General features: G+C 61.2%; 15 protein-coding genes. 12 read left to right on the forward strand and 3 right to left on the reverse strand.

The genetic code is table 11. The features are described from left to right. The first annotated feature begins 94 nt into the window (after positions 1-94). The 12 genes from arc (at position 95) to HMPREF2710_RS06105 (ending at position 17,343) form a co-directional block, all read left to right on the forward strand. Positions 95-1,951 carry a proteasome ATPase gene (gene arc, locus HMPREF2710_RS06045; RefSeq protein WP_070600127.1) on the forward strand — a complete coding sequence of 619 codons (1,857 nt, stop codon included), beginning with the start codon at positions 95-97 and terminating at the stop codon, positions 1,949-1,951. Positions 1,952-2,067: 116 nt separating this feature from the next. Next, on the forward strand, positions 2,068-3,879 hold the full coding sequence (dop, locus tag HMPREF2710_RS06050) for a depupylase/deamidase Dop (RefSeq protein WP_070600129.1): 1,812 nt from the start codon (positions 2,068-2,070) through the stop codon (positions 3,877-3,879). A 190-nt stretch (positions 3,880-4,069) separates the two neighbouring features. Continuing rightward, a complete protein-coding gene (locus HMPREF2710_RS06055; RefSeq protein ID WP_005506016.1) occupies positions 4,070-4,264 on the forward strand; it encodes a ubiquitin-like protein Pup in 195 nt (64 codons plus the stop codon). A gap of 26 nt (positions 4,265-4,290) precedes the next feature. Next, the gene (pafA, locus tag HMPREF2710_RS06060; protein ID WP_070600131.1) at positions 4,291-5,763 is read left to right on the forward strand and encodes a Pup--protein ligase; all 1,473 of its coding nucleotides are present in this window, start codon (positions 4,291-4,293) and stop codon (positions 5,761-5,763) included. A 232-nt stretch (positions 5,764-5,995) separates the two neighbouring features. Further along, positions 5,996-7,036 (forward strand): FKBP-type peptidyl-prolyl cis-trans isomerase, encoded by a 1,041-nt coding sequence (locus HMPREF2710_RS06065; RefSeq protein WP_070600133.1) that lies wholly within the window; start codon positions 5,996-5,998, stop codon positions 7,034-7,036. Positions 7,037-7,165: 129 nt separating this feature from the next. Next, a complete protein-coding gene (locus HMPREF2710_RS06070; RefSeq protein WP_005508667.1) occupies positions 7,166-7,561 on the forward strand; it encodes an FKBP-type peptidyl-prolyl cis-trans isomerase in 396 nt (131 codons plus the stop codon). A gap of 216 nt (positions 7,562-7,777) precedes the next feature. Further along, complete coding sequence (locus HMPREF2710_RS06075; RefSeq protein WP_070600135.1) at positions 7,778-10,036, forward strand: WYL domain-containing transcriptional regulator; 2,259 nt, start codon at positions 7,778-7,780, stop codon at positions 10,034-10,036. A gap of 438 nt (positions 10,037-10,474) precedes the next feature. Beyond that, complete coding sequence (gene tatA, locus HMPREF2710_RS06085) at positions 10,475-10,720, forward strand: Sec-independent protein translocase subunit TatA (protein WP_005506024.1); 246 nt, start codon at positions 10,475-10,477, stop codon at positions 10,718-10,720. Positions 10,721-10,853: 133 nt separating this feature from the next. Beyond that, complete coding sequence (gene tatC, locus HMPREF2710_RS06090; RefSeq protein WP_049349611.1) at positions 10,854-11,735, forward strand: twin-arginine translocase subunit TatC; 882 nt, start codon at positions 10,854-10,856, stop codon at positions 11,733-11,735. A gap of 278 nt (positions 11,736-12,013) precedes the next feature. Beyond that, on the forward strand, positions 12,014-15,052 hold the full coding sequence (locus HMPREF2710_RS06095) for a DEAD/DEAH box helicase (RefSeq protein WP_070600137.1): 3,039 nt from the start codon (positions 12,014-12,016) through the stop codon (positions 15,050-15,052). A gap of 243 nt (positions 15,053-15,295) precedes the next feature. After that, entirely contained in the window at positions 15,296-16,474 is a 1,179-nt protein-coding gene (locus HMPREF2710_RS06100) for an amidohydrolase (protein ID WP_070600140.1), read from the forward strand. 134 nt (positions 16,475-16,608) lie between these two features. After that, positions 16,609-17,343 (forward strand): polyprenol monophosphomannose synthase, encoded by a 735-nt coding sequence (locus HMPREF2710_RS06105; RefSeq protein ID WP_049341224.1) that lies wholly within the window; start codon positions 16,609-16,611, stop codon positions 17,341-17,343. Positions 17,344-17,613: 270 nt separating this feature from the next. On the opposite strand, the gene HMPREF2710_RS06110 is transcribed toward HMPREF2710_RS06105, so the two are convergent. From HMPREF2710_RS06110 to HMPREF2710_RS06120, 3 genes are all read right to left on the reverse strand, one after another. After that, positions 17,614-17,952 (reverse strand): RNA polymerase-binding protein RbpA, encoded by a 339-nt coding sequence (locus HMPREF2710_RS06110; RefSeq protein WP_005506034.1) that lies wholly within the window; start codon positions 17,950-17,952, stop codon positions 17,614-17,616. 189 nt (positions 17,953-18,141) lie between these two features. Then, positions 18,142-19,137: an SPFH domain-containing protein gene (locus HMPREF2710_RS06115; protein ID WP_070600141.1), complete on the reverse strand. Its 996-nt coding sequence runs from the start codon at positions 19,135-19,137 to the stop codon at positions 18,142-18,144. A 78-nt stretch (positions 19,138-19,215) separates the two neighbouring features. Beyond that, complete coding sequence (locus HMPREF2710_RS06120; RefSeq protein WP_070600144.1) at positions 19,216-19,665, reverse strand: NfeD family protein; 450 nt, start codon at positions 19,663-19,665, stop codon at positions 19,216-19,218. Between the last annotated feature and the right edge of the window lie 161 nt (positions 19,666-19,826).

Genomic DNA, 19,826 nt, shown 5'->3' on the forward strand with positions numbered 1-19,826 from the left:
GGAGCCCCCGCAGTGCACTCACCAGGCTACTCACTGTGCCCAACCACCCGCACCGAGTAGCCGCCGATTAGGACGAACAGCTAAAGGAGCTACCGTGTCCACCCACGAATCTGCAGATCAGGCAGGAACCCCCCAGTACGGCACCGCCCACAGTGCAGCCAGCGCGGCACCGCACTACTCGGCTGCTTTCGGGTCGACCTCCCTGCCCGGCAGTCAGCCCGTCAGCGTGCAGGAGTATGACGCCGTGCTGCGTCGACTCTCCGCGGCGGAGGCAACCCGCGACAATATGAGCCGACAGATTCGTGGTGCGGGGGAGAAGAACCGCAAGCTCGTCGAGGCCATCACCAGCATGCGCTACCAGGTGGAGCGTCTGCGCGCGTCCCTGTCGCAGAACGTTATGCCGCCGCTGAATTCGGCGATTGTGCTGGCGGTGCATGAGGGTCAGACCATGACCTACGAGCAGGTCGCTGACGATAAGACCCCGGCGGAGATTGATACGTACCTGGATGTTCAGGTGAGCGGCCGTATGATGCGTATTCCCGTGTCCCCGCTCATTGACCTGTCCACGCTGACCCCCGGCATGACCGTGCTACTCAACGACAAGACGGAGGCGGTGCTCGCCCTGGACACCGAACCCTTCGGTGACGTGGTGACCGTGCGCGAGGTGCTGGATGAGCAGCGCGTGCTGGTTGATACGTCCTCGGGTGCCCAGCAGGTGGCGCGTGTGGCTGGTTCCCTCGATATTGAGCAGCTGCGCACAGGGGATGCGGTCACCCTTGACACGCGCACCCGTATGCTGACCTCGCAGGTTCCCGCTTCTCGTTCGCAGGAGCTGGTTCTGGAAGAGATTCCGGACGTCACCTACGAGCAGATTGGTGGCCTGGGCGCGCAGATTGAGCAGATCCGCGACGCGGTGGAGCTGCCCTACCTGCACCCCGAGATTTTTGAGCGCTACCACCTGGCACCGCCCAAGGGTATTCTGCTGTACGGTCCTCCCGGTAACGGTAAGACCATGATCGCTAAGGCTGTGGCGAACTCCCTGGCCGCCCGCGCCGCCGCGCTGAACCCGGGTTCGGCTACTCGCGGCTACTTCTTGAACATTAAGGGCCCCGAGCTACTCGATAAGTTCGTCGGTGAGACCGAGCGTCAGATTCGCGATATTTTCGTGGCCGCCCGTGAGAAGGCGGAGGCCGGTCACCCGGTCGTCGTGTTCTTCGACGAGATGGAGTCGCTGTTCCGCATGCGCGGTTCGGGCCGTTCCTCCGATATCGAGACGACCATCGTGCCGCAGCTGCTTGCCGAAATCGACGGCGTGGAGTCACTGCAGAACGTCATCGTGATTGGCGCGACCAACCGTGAGGACCTCATCGACGCCGCCGTGATGCGCCCTGGCCGCCTGGACCTGAAGATTCGCATTAACCGCCCGGACGCTGCCGGTGCCGCCGAAATCTTCGGCCTGTACCTGACCGAGGACCTGCCGCTAGACGCCGCGGAGGTGGCCGCCGCCGGATCCGTCCGCGCCGCCCTGACCTCGATGATTGCCGCCGCAACCGGCCAGCTGTACGCGCGTACCCCCTCCACCGCGTACGCCGTGGCGACCGTGGATTCCTCCATGATTGTGGGCTCTTCGAACGCCGCGACCGGCCACCTCTCCACGCACACGCTCTACCGCGGCGACTTCGCCTCGGGTGCGGTGATTCGCAATATTGTGGACCGCGCGAAGAAGGCCGCGATTAAGGAGCAGCTGCAGGCGCTGACCGCCGCCGGCGCTTCCGGTGCGGCCGAGGTAAATGGCGCGGCGGGTGTGGGTATTGGCACCCGCCACCTGCTGGAGGCTGTGCGCGCCGAGTTTGAGGATCAGGTGGACTTGCCGCCGCTGCCCGATATTGAGGATGCGCTCACCGTTGCCGGTGTGCGTGGCCGCCTGGTGTCGGTGGAGCCGCCGCGCTAAACCGCGCGCCCACTCAACTGTGCGATCAGCCCACACCCCGCGCTTATCCCGCATCAACCCAGCATTACCGCAGGTCCAAGGCCTTTAGATGGTATAGATTTTTTCAGGAGAACCCCATGAACTCCACCCCCAGCTACGGCGTGCACCGCATTATGGGTGCCGAAACCGAGTACGGCGTCATCGCCCCCTCCGCGCCGGGCACCAACCCGACCGTGCTGTCCGCACTGGTAGTCAACACCTACGCCAAGCTCGCCTTCCGCCGCGGCGCCGCCTTCCGCGAGCAGCTGCAGCGCCGCGCCCTGGCGGATGAGCTGACCGCCGAGCAGGCACGCCAGGCAGAGAACTACTCGACCGCAACCCCCGAGGGTCAGTGGCTGGGTGAGTCTGAGTCGCCGCTGCGTGATGCGTTCGGTCAGGTTCAGGACGCATCCACCGCCCACTCAAGCCAGATGACGCACACCCGCACCGAGCTGACCAGTGAAGATATCGCCCTGGAGATTATGCGCGAGGCGGGCGTTCAGGCACCGGGTGAGCCCGCCGAGCCGCGTAGCGCCCTGGATGCGCTCGCTGGTGTGCACGGCCGCGGTGGTTTCCCGGAGCGTCTGGACTGGGACCGCGTGACCATGAACGCGATTCTGCCCAATGGTGCGCGCCTATATGTGGATCACGCGCATCCGGAGTATTCGTCGCCGGAGGTTCTGACCCCTGCCGACGCGGTGCTCTATGACGCTGCCGGTGACGCGCTGGCGTACGAGTCGCTGGTGGAGCTGGGCAACCACGCGCAGGATTTGCCGCAGGTGAAGCTGTACAAGAACAACACCGACTCGAAGGGCCAGTCGTACGGCGCCCACGAAAACTACCTGATTAGCCGTGATGTTCCGTTTGAGCAGGTTGCGGATGCGCTCCTGCCGTTCTTTGCAACCCGCGCAATTTTTACGGGTGCGGGCCGTGTGGGTATTGGTACGCACGGTGAGGTTCCGGGTTTCCAGATTAGTTCGCGTGCTGATTTCTTTGAGCGCACGATTGGCCTGGAGACCACGATTCGCCGTCCGATTGTGAATACGCGCGATGAGCCGCATGCGGATGAGTCGAAGTACCGCCGCCTGCACGTGATTCCGGCGGATGCGAACATGTCGCACTATTCGAACCTGTTGAAGTTTGGTACGGCGGCGCTGGTGATGAACCTGATTGAGTCGCACAGCGAGCAGCACCCCGTGTTGCCGGGTGTGCGTCTGTCTGATCCGGTGGCGGCGATGCACGCGGTCAGCCACGATTTGTCGCTGTCGGTTCAGCTGCCGCTGGCGCCGTCTTCGGCGACCCTGCCGAACCCGGTGTCCACGAGTGGTTCGGCGAGCGCCCTGCAGATTCAGCGCGCCTACTATGAGGCCTCCCGTGCGCACGAGGAGTCGAACCCGGCGGGTGTGGATGCTGCGACCGCGCAGATCCTCAACCTGTGGGGTGAGGTTCTGGATGCCCTGGAAACCAACCCGCTCTCGCTGGCGGATCGTCTGGATTGGGTGGCGAAGTATGCGCTGGTGCGCGGTTATGTCGCTCAGGGCGTAGATTATGCGAATCCGAAGTTGAAGGCTTTGGATTTGCAGTACGCTGATATTGACCCGTCGAAGAGCCTGTATCACCGTCTGGTGGCGCGTGGCCGTATGCGCACGCTGTTCTCTGCGGAGCAGATTGAGCGTGCGACGACCGAGCCGCCGCGTGAGACGCGCGCGTTTTTACGTGGCACGTTGATGGCGCGTTGGCCGGAGGAGATTCTGGGTATTAACTGGGATACGGTCTCGTGCCGCGGCAGGTATTCGAAGGATCTGACTCGTTTTACGATGATGGAGCCGACCCGCTACGGTGCCGCCCAGGTGGAGCCGCTGCTGGATGAGGTAAACCATTCGGATGCGTTGCTGAACCGCCTGCGCTAGCAGCACACCCCCTAAACCCACATAAACTCACATTCTTCCCCGGGGCGAATACCCCCATTCAGAAGAGTAAAAACCACATAACCCACAGGCGGGGTGCAGTAAGGTCCGGGTACCAAAACCCTTATACCCCGCACCCAACCCCACTAAAAACTTATTTGTCCACAACCGAAAACCCCTTGAGGAGAGAACCATGAGCCGCGAACGCATCAGCGCGCAGCAGACCGAAACCACTGCAGCCGAGCAGGAGCAGGAACTGACCCTCGCCGCCTCCCACGTTGTCTCTGACGTGAGCGAGGTCGACGACCTGCTCGACGAAATTGACGGCCTGCTCGCTGAGAACGCCGAGGACTTCGTGACCGGCTTCGTCCAGAAGGGCGGCGAGTAACCGGCACGCTGCGCCGGGTCATCATCATGGAACACCGCATCTTCGGCATTGAGAGCGAATTCGGGCTCAGCTACGTCCCGCACGGCATGGGCCGGCTGAGCATCGAAGAATCCGCCGCCGCCCTCTTCAAGCCCGTACTGGACCAGTGGCGTTCGACGAACGTCTTCCTGCCCAACGGCGGCCGCCTCTACCTGGACGTCGGCTCGCACCCCGAATACGCCTCCGCCGAATGTAGCAGCATCGACGAGCTGCTCGCACAGGAACGCGCCGGTGAGCTGCTCTTCGCCGACCTGGCGCGCACCGCCCGCAAGCGCCTGCTCGCCGGTTCCGAGGGCCGCCCTCTCGACGGCGAACTGTACCTGTTCAAGAACAACGTGGATTCGGCGGGCAACTCCTACGGCAGCCACGAGAACTACCTGATTAGCCGCAAGCTGCAGTTCAACGACCTGATTGCCCAGCTTGTGCCGTTCCTGGTGACCCGCCAGATTCTGGTGGGCGCCGGTAAGACCCACCCGCAGGGTGGCCCGGTGCCCGGTTCGACCGACCCGGCCTCCAGCACGGGCGTGCCCTCGTACTCATTCTCGCAGCGTGCCGACCACATTTGGGAGGCGGCATCGACCTCGACCTCCCGCGCTCGCCCGCTCATTAACACCCGTGACGAACCGCACGCCGACGCCTCGAAGTTCCGTCGCATGCACGTCATTAACGGTGATTCGAACATGGCGGAGCCGACCGTGCTGCTGAAGATTGCCAGCACCGACCTGGTGCTGCGCATGCTCGAGGACCGCTTCCCGGTTACGAGCCTGGATATCGTGTCCGTCCCGGCGGCTCTGCGCGCTATCAGCCACGATCTGACCGGCACCGCGACCTTCGAAACCACGGACGGTAAGCACTACACGGCGTTGAGCGTTCAGCGTCACTACCTGGATGCGGCACGCCAGTACGTACAGCAGTACGGCGCGCACCACCACCACGTGGAATACGCCCTGGACCTGTGGCAGCGCACCCTAGACGCTATCGAATCCGGCGACTACAGCAGCATCGATACTGAGATTGATTGGGCGATTAAGAAGAAGCTTCTGGATGCGTATATTGCCCGCGCCCGCGCGGCTGGTCAGCCTGCCGATTATGCTAGCGCCCGCATCCGTCAGCTGGATTTGGCGTACCACGACATCGACCCGGAGCGTAGTGTCTTCCATGCGCTGGTTCGTCGCGGTGCGGTCAAGCGCATCCTGCCTGAGGGCGCTGCGGAGGCGGCGAAGACTCAGCCGCCGAACACTCGCGCGACCCAGCGTTCGCGTTTCATTAATGCGGCGGTTGCGGCGGGGGAACAGTTCACCGTGGATTGGGTGCATTTGAAGCTCAACGCCTACCCGCAGCACACGCTGGTGTGTAAGGACCCGTTTGCTACCGGTAGCGAGGAGCTGGAGGAGGTGCTGAGCCTGTTGGCGTCTAAGGCGCGTCAGCATCAGGAGGCGGCATTCCCGCCGCCCTGCTAGACAGCACTGCTAAACACCCCTGCTAGACGGCACTGCTAGAAACGCTCTGATGAGGGGAAACCCGCCAGCGGTCGGGGTTCTCGGGCCTTCGGAAACACCCCGCGCCGCGACACAGCCTGAACACAGCTACATGCCGTAGCATAAAACAGCTAAACCTATACCTGTAAACTGTTCTGTGGCACACGGGCACTCACACGCCCCACTCTCACAGAAAACCCCAGAGGATAACACTATGACCAAACGCTCTAAGCTCACTATTTTCGGTGCCAGCGCGGCTGCTCTCGCGCTTGCACTGTCTGCATGTGGCGCGCAGTCCAGCGGCGACCTGTCTAAGGTGAAGTACACCTTGAAGAACGCGACCGCTGAGCCTGAGGCGTCCTTCGCGACCCCCTTTGCTGCTTCTAGCCCCTCCGCGTACGTGATTGAGGAAGGTAACGGCGAGTCCATCAACGATGGTGACTACGTGCTCGTTGAGGCTGCCGTGTTCAACGGCACCGACGGCAAGCTTAACGGTTCCACTTACTCCAGCGAGCCGATTCTGCTGCCGATTAACGATCAGCTGAAGCAGGCTGCACCGCAGGTGTACGAAACCCTGAAGAAGATTAAGGTTGGCGGTTCTTTCTCGTACACTACCAACGTTCTGCAGCAGCGCAGCACCGCGGGTGTGACCACTACGACCGCTTCGCCCGGCGCCGCAACCAACGTTGAGGTGTACACCGTGAAGACGAAGCTGCCCAAGTACGCAACCGGTAAGGCTGTTGAGGCTGACCCGTCGCTGCCGTCCTTCACCCTGGATGAGTCCACCGGCAAGGCTGAAATTAAGCTGCCCGATAACAAGCCGGAGGTCACCGAGCTGACCGCTAAGACCCTCATCGAGGGCGAGGGCGCCGAGGTCAAGGAAACCGACACCGTGTACGTGCGTTACATTGGTGTGCAGTACTCCGACGGTAAGGTCGTCGACGGCAACTATGACGCCGCCACCCCGATGGGCATCTCCCTGCAGGGCGTTATCAAGGGCTGGACTCAGGGCCTGAAGGGCAAGAAGGTCGGCTCCCGCGTTGAGCTGGTCATCCCGGCGGACCTGGCGTACGGTAACGACACCGGCGGTTCCAAGCCTTCGGGCACTCTGGTGTTCGTTGTTGATATTCTGGGTGCGGAGGAGAACCCGCAGACCCTGCAGCGTGCTCAGGCGGCTTCTAGCGCAGCTGCTGCGGAGGCGAGCGCCTCGGCAACCGCAACCCCGGCAGCGTCTGCTTCGGCTACCGCACAGTAGCCTGGGACCTATATTTTCGGGACCCACGTTTTTACGTCACATTTTTATACCGTGCTCGCCGCCTATCGACTTAGGCGGCGAGCGCACCCACTATTTCGATTCATTTCGAACCAATCAAAGGAGACACCCATGTCTTTCGGTCAGCGTAACCTCGACCGCGAAAAGCCCGAAATCGATTTCCCCGAGGGCGACGCCCCCACCGAGCTGGTCATCACCGACCTGATTGAGGGCGCAGGCGCTGAGGTTGTTCCCGGCTCCCGCGTGCTCACCCACTACGTTGGTGTGGCTTTCTCCACCGGTGAAGAGTTCGACGCATCCTGGAACCGCGGCGAGCCGCTGCCCTTCCAGGTGGGCGTTGGCCAGGTTATTCGCGGTTGGGATGAGGGTCTGCTCGGCATGAAGGTCGGCGGCCGTCGTCGCCTGGAGATTCCCGCCGACATGGCGTACGGTGACCGCGGCGCTGGTTCGGTCATTAAGCCCGGTGAGTCCCTGATTTTCGTGGTGGACCTGCTGGACGTCCGCTAAGGACTAGCAAGGTTCTCGCGTTTTTCGCGTGAGAGACGCGTAGCCCGGTGCTTTCTCCCGATTGTGGGAGGGGCGCCGGGCTTTTGCGTACCGGGGATGCGTGTTGATGGCGCGTGCCGGTGGGCTTTCTATGCCGGCGTAATCTTCCCGTATCCCTCCCACAGCCACTCCACACGCAAAGTAAGTGCCGCGGAACACACACGGTATGATGGAATCATGTCCACCGCAGCTCAGCTTTACATGACTCTTCACCGCCTCGCCACCGCCGCCGAGGCGCCCGATACCGCAACCCGAACCCAGGGCATCAGCCGCAACGAGCTACTGACCCTGCTCGGTATTAGCACTCGCGCTAACGGCTCCCTCAGCGAGGCCCAGGAACGCGCCTTTGAACGAGCCAAGCAGACCCTGCGTGATGCCGGCGCGCGCATCACCCACGTGACCACGGACCTGGGAGAGCGCTACCGCCTCGAACCCAGCAACGCCGCTAAGCTGCCCGCCTGGAACCCCACCGCTGAGGAGTTCCGCCTCATCAACACCATCCTGCGCGGCTGGGAAGGCACCGAACTGCAGGATGACGCCTACCGCATTCTGCGTAAGATTGCGCTGACCAGCGAGAACCTCACCGATGAGGCGCTCGCCGCCGCGAAGATTCTGGAGCCGAAGACCGGCAAGCGTCAGCGCGCGAAGAACCTGTACACCTACCGCGAGCCTCTTCAGCGTATTTACTTTAGCGATAACCCGCACCTGAATGAGCTGTTCACCGCCTATGCGGAGCGTAAGACGGTCACGTTCACCTATCAGACGGCTGCCGGTGCGACCCGCGTGCAGGAGAAGGTCAGTGTTGCCGGTATTGGGTACCGTTACGGCACCTGGTATTTTGTCGGCTACTACACTGAGAGCTCGGAGCGTAAGGAGTACACGTTCCGTGCCAGCCGTATTCAGAAGCTCACGATGCTTTCGCGTATTGATTCGACCCCCATCAATGCGACGTTTAACGCCAAGAACTGGCTTGAAGACATTAAGGGCTACGAAGAGTACCTGTCCGTCGTGGAGGTCAGCGCCGATTCTACGCTGTCGGAGCCCTTCACCGTGCCCTCGTACGGCACGATTGATAGCGCCGTGGCGGCGACCAGCTACAGCTGCGTGATCGAGCCGCCCGAGGAATCGGAGGCTGCATCTACCCGCCAGCGTGACAGTTACGCCGCCCAGCAGCAGCTGTTGCGCACCCTCACCGACCTGCACAGCGGCGCAGTTGAAGACCCCGGCACCTGGGCAGATATCAACCAGCGCAACCGCAACAACTCCCTCGACGACCTTGTTGACCTGCTCCTGGGTCTGCACCGTGCTGACCGCTGGGCGAGCGCCCACGATGAGGCGCCCATGCCGTTGAACCAGCTCAACGCCCTCTACAGCGTGGACACCGAGAAGAACCGTGCCCTCGGCAAAACTATTGCCGAGATTTTCGCGCGGGTAGACACCGTACCCTTCGACTCAGACCCCAAGGACCCGGACGCACTCAAGCCCACCTACATTAACCTGCTGCCGGACTTTGACGGCGCCACCCCGAACACGCTACTGAACTACGCCCGTCTCACCGACACTGAGCTCGCCATCCTCGTTTTCACCCTCTCTGCCGCAGATATTCTGCACCCGGCTGATGCGCGCCTAGGCAGTATCCGTGCGGCGCTCGCCGCCGCGTACCCGAACGCGCCTGTCTATGCGCAGCACCTGTGCTTCGCCCCGGAGGAGCCGCTACTGCAGGAGGCAACTGCCGCCTTGAGTAGCGGCAACGCCGTGACCATTGGTTACGGTGAGCGTGCCGCGGACCGCCTGGTGGACCCGTATGCGTTGGTGCTGCACCGCGACCACATGTATCTGCATGCGTGGTGCCGTACCGCTGAGGAACGCTACTATGCCGCGCGCGGTGAAGAGGTGCCCGAGTATGTGCCCGAGGCTTTTGCTCACCCCACCACCGGCGAGGCAGAGAATGGCGAGGTTGCAGAGAGCGAGGCGGGGGAGAAGACCCCCACTTTCTGGCGTAACTTCCGCCTCACCCGCATCAACCACATTCACGAAGCGGGTGCGGGTCGTGCCCACCCGGTCACCGGTGACACCGTCCCCAACTGGCATGCTGAGCAACACAACACTCAGACCAACCCCTTCGCTGAGTTGCGGATCCACCCGACCGAGCATATTCCCAGCGGCGAGCCGCTCGACACTCTCACCGCAACGTACATGCGCCGAAGCACCCACCACGTGAAGAAGGCTTCACGCACCCAGTACGTGCGCATCCACTACTACAACAACGCCCACGGTGCTGGCGATAAGAACATCCTCGACACCGTCATTGCGCACCGAGGTGCCCTCGAGCTCGTCGGTCCTGCGCACCTGCGCGCGGCGCTGCTTGACCAGTTGCAAACCCTCAACGCGAGTAGCCGCAGGGGTGCGCCCGCAGGTGTGCCCGCAGAAAAATAGAACTCCACCCACTAGCAAAAACACCCTAAAAACCCTTCCAAGGCGCCAAAACATTAACCTAAAACTTGTATAATGGTGCTCATGTCTTGGTGGTTCTGGATTTTGCTATGGGGCGCGCTCATCATCTGCTCGCTCCTCTATTTGGCATGGTTCACCTACAAAGCACTCACTCGCGGTTTCACACTCCTTGACGAAACCGTAACCTGGGTCGAGTCAATCGAGGGACAATTCGACGCAGCGCAAGCGAACGCAAGCCGAAAACTCCCGCGAGACACCACCCTCGGGGTATTCACACCCATCACCGAGGCATACAATAACTACGAACAAGGTAAGCAGACACGCAGGTCTGAGCGGATCAAGCGACGGGTCTCCCGACGAGATCGACTCGGCCAACCTCAAAACATCGGAGACCTGCTCTAACTAGAAAGGCACACCACCATGGGCCAGATTTTCAGCCACCCCGCGACCATCATCGTCGTTATCCTCCTCATCGTCCTGCTCTTCGGCGCACCCAAGCTGCCCGGCATGGCACGCAGCCTCGGTCAGTCCATGCGCATCTTCAAGACCGAAGTTGAGGGCCTGAAGAACGACTCCAAGAAGGACCCCCGCGAGAAGGACGGCGAAGAGGTCGTCACCGCTGAGGTCGTAGACAACGGCAAGGACGGCAAGACCGAAACCAAGTAACGGTCCCGCCACCGATGCACCAAACCCGTGCCAGCCCACCGGCCGGCACGGGTTTTGCGGCACCACCCCATAAACACCCCACCAGACCCCCTCAGCCGAATCACACACGGCACCGACACCCAGAGGACACCACGTGGCAACACCCGACCAGGACGTGCGCAACCGCAAAATCAATCCTGAAGCACGCATGGAACTCAAGGAACACCTGCGCGAATTCCGCGACCGCCTCATCAAAGCGGCTATCGCAACCATCATCGCAGCCATCATCGGTACGGTCTTCCTCTACCAGCCTTTCATTGAAATGATTTCTGCGCCCCTGCAGCAGATCAACATAGAAACCGGCCGCAGAGCAAACCTGAACTACGGTAGCGTCGCATCTCCTTTCGACCAGCTGCTTAAGGTCGGTATGTACATCGGCCTGGTCATCGCATCTCCCGTCTGGCTCTACCAGGCACTGCGATTCCTGCTGCCGGCACTGCACACCAAGGAGAAGAAGTATCTCTTCGGCTTCCTCACCGCATCTATTTTCGCGTTTGCCTGCGGTGTCGCCATTTCGTACTTCACCCTCCCCGGCGTGGTCTACGCGCTGCTGAAGTTCACCCCCGTCAACGAAAGTAACTACATTGATGCGGGCGTGTACATCTCCTTCATTCTGAAGTTCGTTGTGACGTTCTCCTGCGCCTTCATCATCCCCGTGATTCTGGTCGGCATTAACATGCTGGGCCTGATTCGCGGTAAGACCATCCTGAAGTCTTGGCGTTGGGTTGTCGTGCTCGTTGCAGTGATTGCAGCGCTGACCGCACCCGGTAGCGACATCATGATGATGTTCGTGCTCATGGCGCCGCTGCTGATTTTCTTCTTCGCAGCAATCCTCATCTGCATGATTAACGACAAGCGCCGCGACCGCAAGCTTGCCAAGCTGGCACAGGGGTCGGATGAAGCAAGCCTGAACACCGCAACCAGCAGTGAAGACCTGGCGAAGATGGGTTACTTCGAGGAAGAGAAGACTTCCTAACTAAATAGTTCGCATTGAGCGACGTAGCCGCAAGGGGCGGGGTACAGAGAACCTGTATCCCGCCCCTTTCGCATGCCCAGACATACCCAGATTAGAGTGCCCAGATTCGCATGCCGGGAAAGCTTCTAACGTCGGCTCGCACGGCACCTCCATAGCGAGATTCACAGGGAGCGTTATACCGCGCCGGATGCGCTCGCTGTTCGCCCATACCGGATTAGTGCCCGTGCAGGATGCTTTCTGGAGGCTCGCGGCGGGCGAACCGTTACACTGGACATACTATGAGCAAGCACCACGCACAGTCCGACGCACACACTTCTAACGCTTCTAACGCACAGACCCCGGCGGAGCGCACCGACTACGCTGCCGCCTACGCCGCATCCCGAGAACGCGCCGCCTACGCGAAGACCGCCCTGGGGGCTTTTGAAGCGTCCCTGGATTTTCCGCTGGATGATTTTCAGCGTCAGGCGTGTGCCGCCGTGGAGGCGGACCGTTCCGTCCTGGTTGCCGCGCCTACGGGTGCGGGTAAGACCATTGTGGGCGAGTTCGGTATTTACCTGGCGCTGCGCCGCGGCATGAAGGCGTTCTACACGACCCCCATTAAGGCGCTGAGCAACCAGAAGTACCACGACTTCGTGCGCGCGTACGGTGAGGATTACGTGGGTCTGCTGACCGGCGATACGAGCATTAACACGGAAGCACCCGTGGTCGTGATGACCACCGAGGTGCTGCGCAACATGCTCTACGCTAACTCGACCACGCTGACCGGCCTGGGCTACGTGGTGATGGATGAGGTGCACTACCTGGCGGACCGTTTCCGTGGCGCAGTGTGGGAAGAGGCGATTATTCACCTTCCCGAGCATGTGAACGTCATTTCCCTGTCGGCTACGGTGTCGAACGTTGAGGAGTTCGGCGCGTGGCTGGATACGGTGCGCGGCGGCACGGACATTATTGTTTCGGAGCACCGCCCGGTGCCGCTGTGGCAGCACATGATGGTCGGTCACCGCGTGGTGGACCTGTTCGTACCCGAAGACAACTCCGCGCAGGGTAAGAACCAGGAGCCGGAGGAGAAGCTCTCCCGCAAGCAGGCGAAGAAGGCACAGAAAGCTAAGCAACGCGGCGCAACCGTAGAGGCGGGCGCCAACCCTCTGCTTGCCGGTCTGCGCCTGAACCCGCAGCTGAAGGCGCTACGCCCCGGCTTCCGTTCGAGCCCGGGCCGCGGACGCTACGGCGGCAAGCGTGAACGTTTCCGTCACCGCCGTGAAGGCTGGCTCAATGAGACGTTCAGCAGCGGCGAGCGCGGCCGCTCGGACCGTCGTGACCGTTTCAGCAACGACCGGGACTTTGATGCGCGCGGTGAGCAGAAGCCCCTGCGTCCGCAGCGCATTACCCGCCCGGAGATGGTGCGCGCCCTCGACAAGCAGGGCCTGCTACCGGCTATTTGCTTTATCTTTTCCCGTGCCGGTTGCGACGGCGCAGTCAGCCACTGCGTATCCGCCGATATTACGCTGACCACCCCCGAACAGCAGCAGACCATCCGCGCCTACATCGCGGAAGCGACAGCCCACCTGGACACCCGCGACCTGAACACCCTCGGCTACTACGAGTGGCGCGACGGCCTGATTCGCGGTATCGCCGCGCACCACGCCGGCCTACTGCCCCTCTTCAAGGAAGTTGTCGAAACCCTCTTCACGCAGGGCCTGATTAAGCTGGTCTTCGCCACCGAAACCCTCGCGCTGGGCATCAACATGCCCGCACGCACCGTCATCCTGGAAAAGCTCACCAAGTACAACGGCGAATCCCACGTGGACATCACCCCCGGCGAATACACCCAGCTGACCGGACGCGCCGGCCGCCGCGGCATCGACATCGAAGGCCACGCCGTAGTCATCTGGCGCCCCGGCATGTCCCCGGAACACGTGGCAACCCTCGCCTCAACCCGCACCTACCCGCTCAACTCCTCATTCCGCCCCACCTACAACATGGCGGCAAACCTCATCGCCTCCTACGGCGCCGAACGCACCCGCAAAATCCTGGAATCCTCCTTCGCACAGTTCCAGGCAGACAAATCGGTCGTGGGCCTCGCCTCCCGCGTACGCAAAAACGAAAACGCCCTAGAAGGCTACCGCGAAGCAATGGCATGCCACCTGGGCGACTTCACCGAATACGTCCAGCTCAGCCGCCAAATCGCCGAACTGGAAAAGAAAGCGTCCAAGAGCAACGAACGCCACGCACGCGCGCAGGCACACCACAGCATCCAGCAGCTACTACCGGGCGACATCATCTACATTCCGCACGGCCGCTCCCGCGGCTACGCAGTGGTCATCACCCGTTCCGATTCGCACGCCGACCCGCGCATCGGCATCGTCACCGAGGACGCACACCAGCGCACCGCCTCAACCCGCGATTTCGAAGGCGCCGTCGAACCGGTCTCACGCATCAAAATCCCCAAGCGCCTAAGCCTCAAAACCGCCAAGGAACGCCGCGACACCGCAAGCCGCATGCGCCAGGCACTCTACGACGGCCGCGCCCCGCGTGCGCTCGCACAGCAGAACATCCCGGCTCGTCAGAACAGCATTGACGCGCAGCTGGAGGCTCTGCAGGCTCAGCTGCGTAATCACCCGTGCCACGGCTGCTCGGACCGTGCGAACCACATGCGTTGGGCTGAGCGCTGGCAGAAGCTCAACTCCGAGACGGAAGGGTTGCGCCGTCAGATTGCCCGCCGCACCAACACGATCGCGCAGGTCTTCAACCGCATTGCGCGTCTGCTGGAAAGCTACGGCTACGTCGAGCGCACCGAAGACGGCGAATTGTCGCTAACCACCGGCGGCCAGGCGCTACGCCGCATCTACGGCGAGCGCGACCTGCTGACCGCCCTGTGCCTGGACGCGCACTTCCTCGACGGACTGGAACCCGCCGCCATCGCGGCAACCGTCGCCGCACTAACCTACCAGGGCAAGCGCGACGCGGTGGAATACCTGGCTCACTACCCGCACCCGTCCCTGCGCGCACCCATCGCGACGATTACGCAGCGCCTCGCCGACCTGAACGCAGCCGAAGAACAGTTCAAGGTCAACCCGACCCCCGCATGCGACTTCGGCCTGGTCGAACCCATGTACGCCTGGGCGAACGGCGCGCACCTCGCAAAGGCAATCGAGGACACCGGCCTTGCCGCCGGCGACTTCGTACGTTGGGCAAAGCAGGTACTGGACGCCCTGGACCAAATCGCGCACATCCGCTCACTGGACCCGGTCATTCGAGCCCGCTGTGAAGAAGCGATTGAGGCGGTACGCCGCGGCGTAGTCGCCCTGGACGTCTAGCCCGCGCCTTAGCTACACCGTACATAGTGCTACACCGCGCCCGACCAGTTCGGGCCACCACCCCCGCTACTGTGCATTGTTCTACATCATCTAAGTTCCGCCTCATCTAAGGACGAACGAACTATCGCAGGCAGCGGGGGTGCTTCTATACTCAAATGAGACGCTCAGCTAAGCTACGCGAGCACAATTGAAGTGCCCGCCCTCGTGTGCGCCTCGGCGCGCCTCAAAGGTGAAAGGAATCTAATGTCTACCCGTATTTTCGTAGATGGTAGCGTGTACAGCCCCGTCGACCCGTACGCAACCGCAATGCTCGTCGAAGACGGCTTCGTCCGCTGGGTTGGTTCCGACTCCGGGGCGCGTTCAATTGCCGACGAATCAGCCACCATCACCGAACTTGACGGCGCCCTACTAACCCCCGCCTTCGCGCGCGCACTGGCACCGGTAGCAGGCAAAGAAGCACCCGAAATCCTCGACTACCTGCAGGCATACCGCGCAGCCGGCTACCACACGCACACCCTACTCGCCGGCATGGAAGACGTCCCCGACCTCGTCTCCACACTCAGCTACTACAGCGCCGAACACGGCACACCCGACATCCGTCTCATCCTCAACGCCACCGGCATTGAGACCGACGAACTGATCAGCGCCATCAAAGCACTACGCCCCCTCACCGAAGGCGAACGCGCCGTCAAGGGCCTGCAACTGGTCGGCATCTCTGTCACACCCGAAGAGGCACCCGCAGCAGCACAGGTAGCCGAAGACGCCGCACTCCTGCTCTCCATCGACGCATCCACCGGCTTCACCACCGCAGCCGATGCCGCACTCGCCGTACGCGAAAACCGCCCCTGGCTGCCCATCCGCCTCGACGCAGCAATCAGCACCCCGCAAGACCCCATCACCGACGAATACCTCACCAAACTGGCAGAAGCACGCATCAACCTCGGCCTCAGCGTCTGCGAACCCGAAGAAGACGAAGCCAACAACGACACCGTCCAGGCACTCCTCGCACACGCCGGGGGAGAAGCACGTGAATCTGTGGCATCCGTCGCACGCCGCGCAAACGCAGCCGGCACCTCCATCGCCCTCGGCTCCGACGCCAAACTCTACGCACCCGGCGCCTGGTCCCTCATCCGCGAACTCGTCAACGACGAACACGGCATCTCCGCACGCAGCGCCTTCGCCGCCCTCACCCGCGGCGTCTACCGCCTAGCACACGAAGAAAACCCCTTCACCGGCCAGCTAACCCCCGACACCCCCGCATACGTAGCACAGTGGCGCGTCGAAGCCCTCATGGTCCAGGCACCCGACTCCCGCGTAGCATCGTGGAGCACCGACCCCCGCGCTCGCATTCCGTTGCTTCCGGCGCTGGAGGAGGATTCGACTCTGCCCGTCCTGGAATCTATTTACACTGAAAGTAACTAATTTTTTAGCTTGTCAACACCTTTTTAGGCGGTTTAGGAGCAGTGGAGGCCGCCAATGGTTCAGTTGCTCAAATATTTACCCGGTATACTGGATACCTACACTGCCTGTTTTATATGCACCTGTGAGGGAGTAATATGCGCGTTCTAACTGTCATCCCGACGTATAACGAGAAGGAGAACCTGCCCATCGTGGTAGAGCGTCTTCGCAAGGCAGCTCCCGAGGTGGATATTCTCGTGGTGGATGATAACAGCCCCGACGGTACCGGTCAGATTGCTGATGAGCTGTCGGCTAAGGATTCCCAGATTCACGTTCTGCACCGCACCGTTAAGGACGGTCTGGGTGGCGCATACCTCGCTGGCTTCGATTGGGGCCTTGAGGCAGGCTACGACGTTCTGATTGAAATGGACGCTGACTGCTCGCACCAGCCTGAGCAGCTTCCTTCCCTGGTTCGTGCTGTGGAGGCGGGCGCTGACCTGGCTATTGGTTCGCGTTACGTTCCCGGCGGCAAGACCAAGAACTGGCCGGCTCACCGCCAGATTCTCTCTCGCGGTGCTAACCTGTACACCCGCCTGATTCTGGGCACCTCCATTAAGGACATTACCGCTGGTTTCCGTGCGTACCGTCGTGACGCTCTGCAGCGCCTGAACCTTGAGGGTATCGACTCGAAGGGCTACGTGTTCCAGGTTGATCTGGCGTGGCGTTCTGAGCAGGCTGGCCTGAAGATTGTTGAGGTTCCGATTACCTTCGTTGAGCGTGAGATTGGCGCTTCGAAGATGGACGGCAACATTATCTTTGACTCCATGTCTAAGGTGACCCGCTGGGGTATGGCTAACCGCATTCAGAAGCTGAAGAAGGCTCTGGGCAAGTAAGCCCGCAACTTCTTACTCAGACGATTCTCGCACCTGAGATTTATACGAAAGACCGGGGCGGATACGTTAACGTATCTGCCCCGGTCTTTCGTGCTTTCTGTAGCGCTCTTTCTTAGCTCACGCCTGACTCACGTACTGATCCCGGCTCACGTACCGACGGAAGCCAGCACCACAACAAAGAAAAAGCCCGCTAAGAGCACGAGTGGTGCTTAGCGGACCTTCTTACAGCGCGGGCTTCTACAGCGTTTCTACGGCGTGTCTACAGCGCTTTTAGAGCGCGTAGTGCTTGCGGTAGTATTCCAGGCGGTCTTCCAGAGTCTTTTCCAGCTCTTCGATGCTGCGGCGTTCCATGAGCATATCCCAGTGGGTACGTGCGGGCTTCTCTTCTTCGGCGTCTGCAGTGGAGTCGCCGTTGACGAGGTATGCTTCCTTACCGGACTTTGCGGTCCATACCGAGGGGATTTCTGCTTCTGCCGCGAAGGTCACGAAAACGCGGTCACCGTCTGCGGTACGGTATTCGACGCGCTGGCGGGGCGCGGGCTGTACGTTCGATTCGGTTTCCATCGACTGGGAACCCAGGCGCATACCGCGCAGGCTACGATCGCTCATTTTTCCTCCAGTGTCGTCGGGTGCGCTCTTTGGCGCTTTAGGCATAACGTTGGGCGGGGGAGAGCTATTCCCTCGAACGTTTACAAAACATCCATTATATCGGTAATAGTCTCCACCCGCCCAGCGTGGTGGTGTTTATTCGGCGTGATTTTTGGTGATTCGCGCCTTTTTATGCGTTAGATTTCGCGTTTAGCTGTTGATGCCGTAGCTTCCGGGTGCCTGCGGTGCACTCTTGGGTGCCTGCGCTGCGGGCTTCTTCGGTGCGTCTGCCAGGTCGGATGCGGGCAGGGTGCCGAATGCGTTGCCCAGGCCGCGCAGTGCATCGCCGAGTTCGGTCGGGATGAACCAGAGTTTGTTGGCGTCGCCTTCGGCGAGCTTGGGCAGGGTCTGCAGGTACTGGTAGGTGAGCAGCTGCTGGCTGGGGTTGGATTCGTGGATTGCTGTGAAGACCTTCTGCACGGCTTCTGCTTCACCGTTTGCGCGCAGGATTGCGGACTGTGCGTCACCTTCTGCACGAAGGATCTGTGCCTGCTTTTCACCCTCTGCACGCAGGATGGCTGCGCGGGATTCACCTTCTGCGGTCAGAATGTCGGACTGCTTCTGGCCTTCTGCGGTGAGGATTGCGGCGCGGCGGTCACGCTCTGCACGCATCTGCTTCTCCATGGAGTCCTGGATGGATGCCGGGGGCTGGATTTCCTTGATGTCCACGCGGGAGACGCGCAGACCCCAGCGACCGGTGGTGGAGTCGAGTACGCCTCGCAGCTCCGCGTTAATCTGGTCGCGGGAGGTGAGGGTCTGCTCCAGGTTCAGGCCACCGACGACGTTACGCAGGGTTGCGCTGGTCAGCTCGTCCACGGCACGGATGTAGTTGGTGATTTCGTAGGTTGCAGCCTTAGGGTCGGTGACCTGGAAGTACACGACGGTGTCGATGCCGACCACGAGGTTATCTTCGGTGATCACGGACTGCGAGGGGAAGGAAACGACCTGTTCACGCAGGTCAATCAGGGGCAGCACGCGGTCAACTACGGGGATGACGATGTGCAGGCCGGGGTTGAGAACGGCGTGGAACTTACCCAGTCGTTCAACGATGCCGGCTCGTCCCTGCGGGATGACGCGCACGGTCTTTGCGAGCATCGTCAGTACGAAGAGGATGAGTAGGACCGTCAAAATAAGGCTGATAGGCATTGTTTCTCCTTATCGGTGAGTTATATGGTGTGTTTTTGGTATCTGAACCTGCTTCTAGAGCCGGTATTCAGATGGGTCTTAGGCGTGGGGGAGAGGCTCTACGATTGCGGTAGCGCCCTCAATGGCTCGTACCCTCGCGTGTGATCCTGCAACGAGCTTTCCGGAGGTGGTGCGCGCCGTCCAGGTGTCGCCAGCTAGTACCACCAAACCGGTTTCACTAGTCACATCTTGAGTGACGCGCACCTCAGCACCAACGAGTGCTTCAGCATTAGTGACAGCTCCGGTGGCTGATTTATTGAGCTTTTTCAGCAGCGGCGGGCGCAGACCAAGAACCAGAATCAGGCAGATCACCACGAAAATAACGGTTCGAATCAGCATGTTATCCACAAAGGGCGATATTGCTGCGGTGATGCCTGCGCTAATCGCCAGCATGAGAAAGAACAGATCGAGGCTGAGCATTTCTATGACGGCGAAAACGAGGGCGAGTGCAACCCAGAGTGTCCAGGGTGTCTCAAAGAGCCAATCCACGAGTTTTCTCCTTTGGTGTACATCAACCGGCGTGGTTGACGTTGGATCTGCACACGAGGCGACAGCACCTTCGTGATGCGGGGTATATCCATTATTTCAGGTGGATTGAGTGCTGGCGACAGTTCTGGTGACCGAGTGAGGTTAATACATGAACTGTTAAG

This window comes from Rothia sp. HMSC069D01, from assembly GCF_001810135.1.
Lineage (GTDB): Bacteria > Actinomycetota > Actinomycetes > Actinomycetales > Micrococcaceae > Rothia.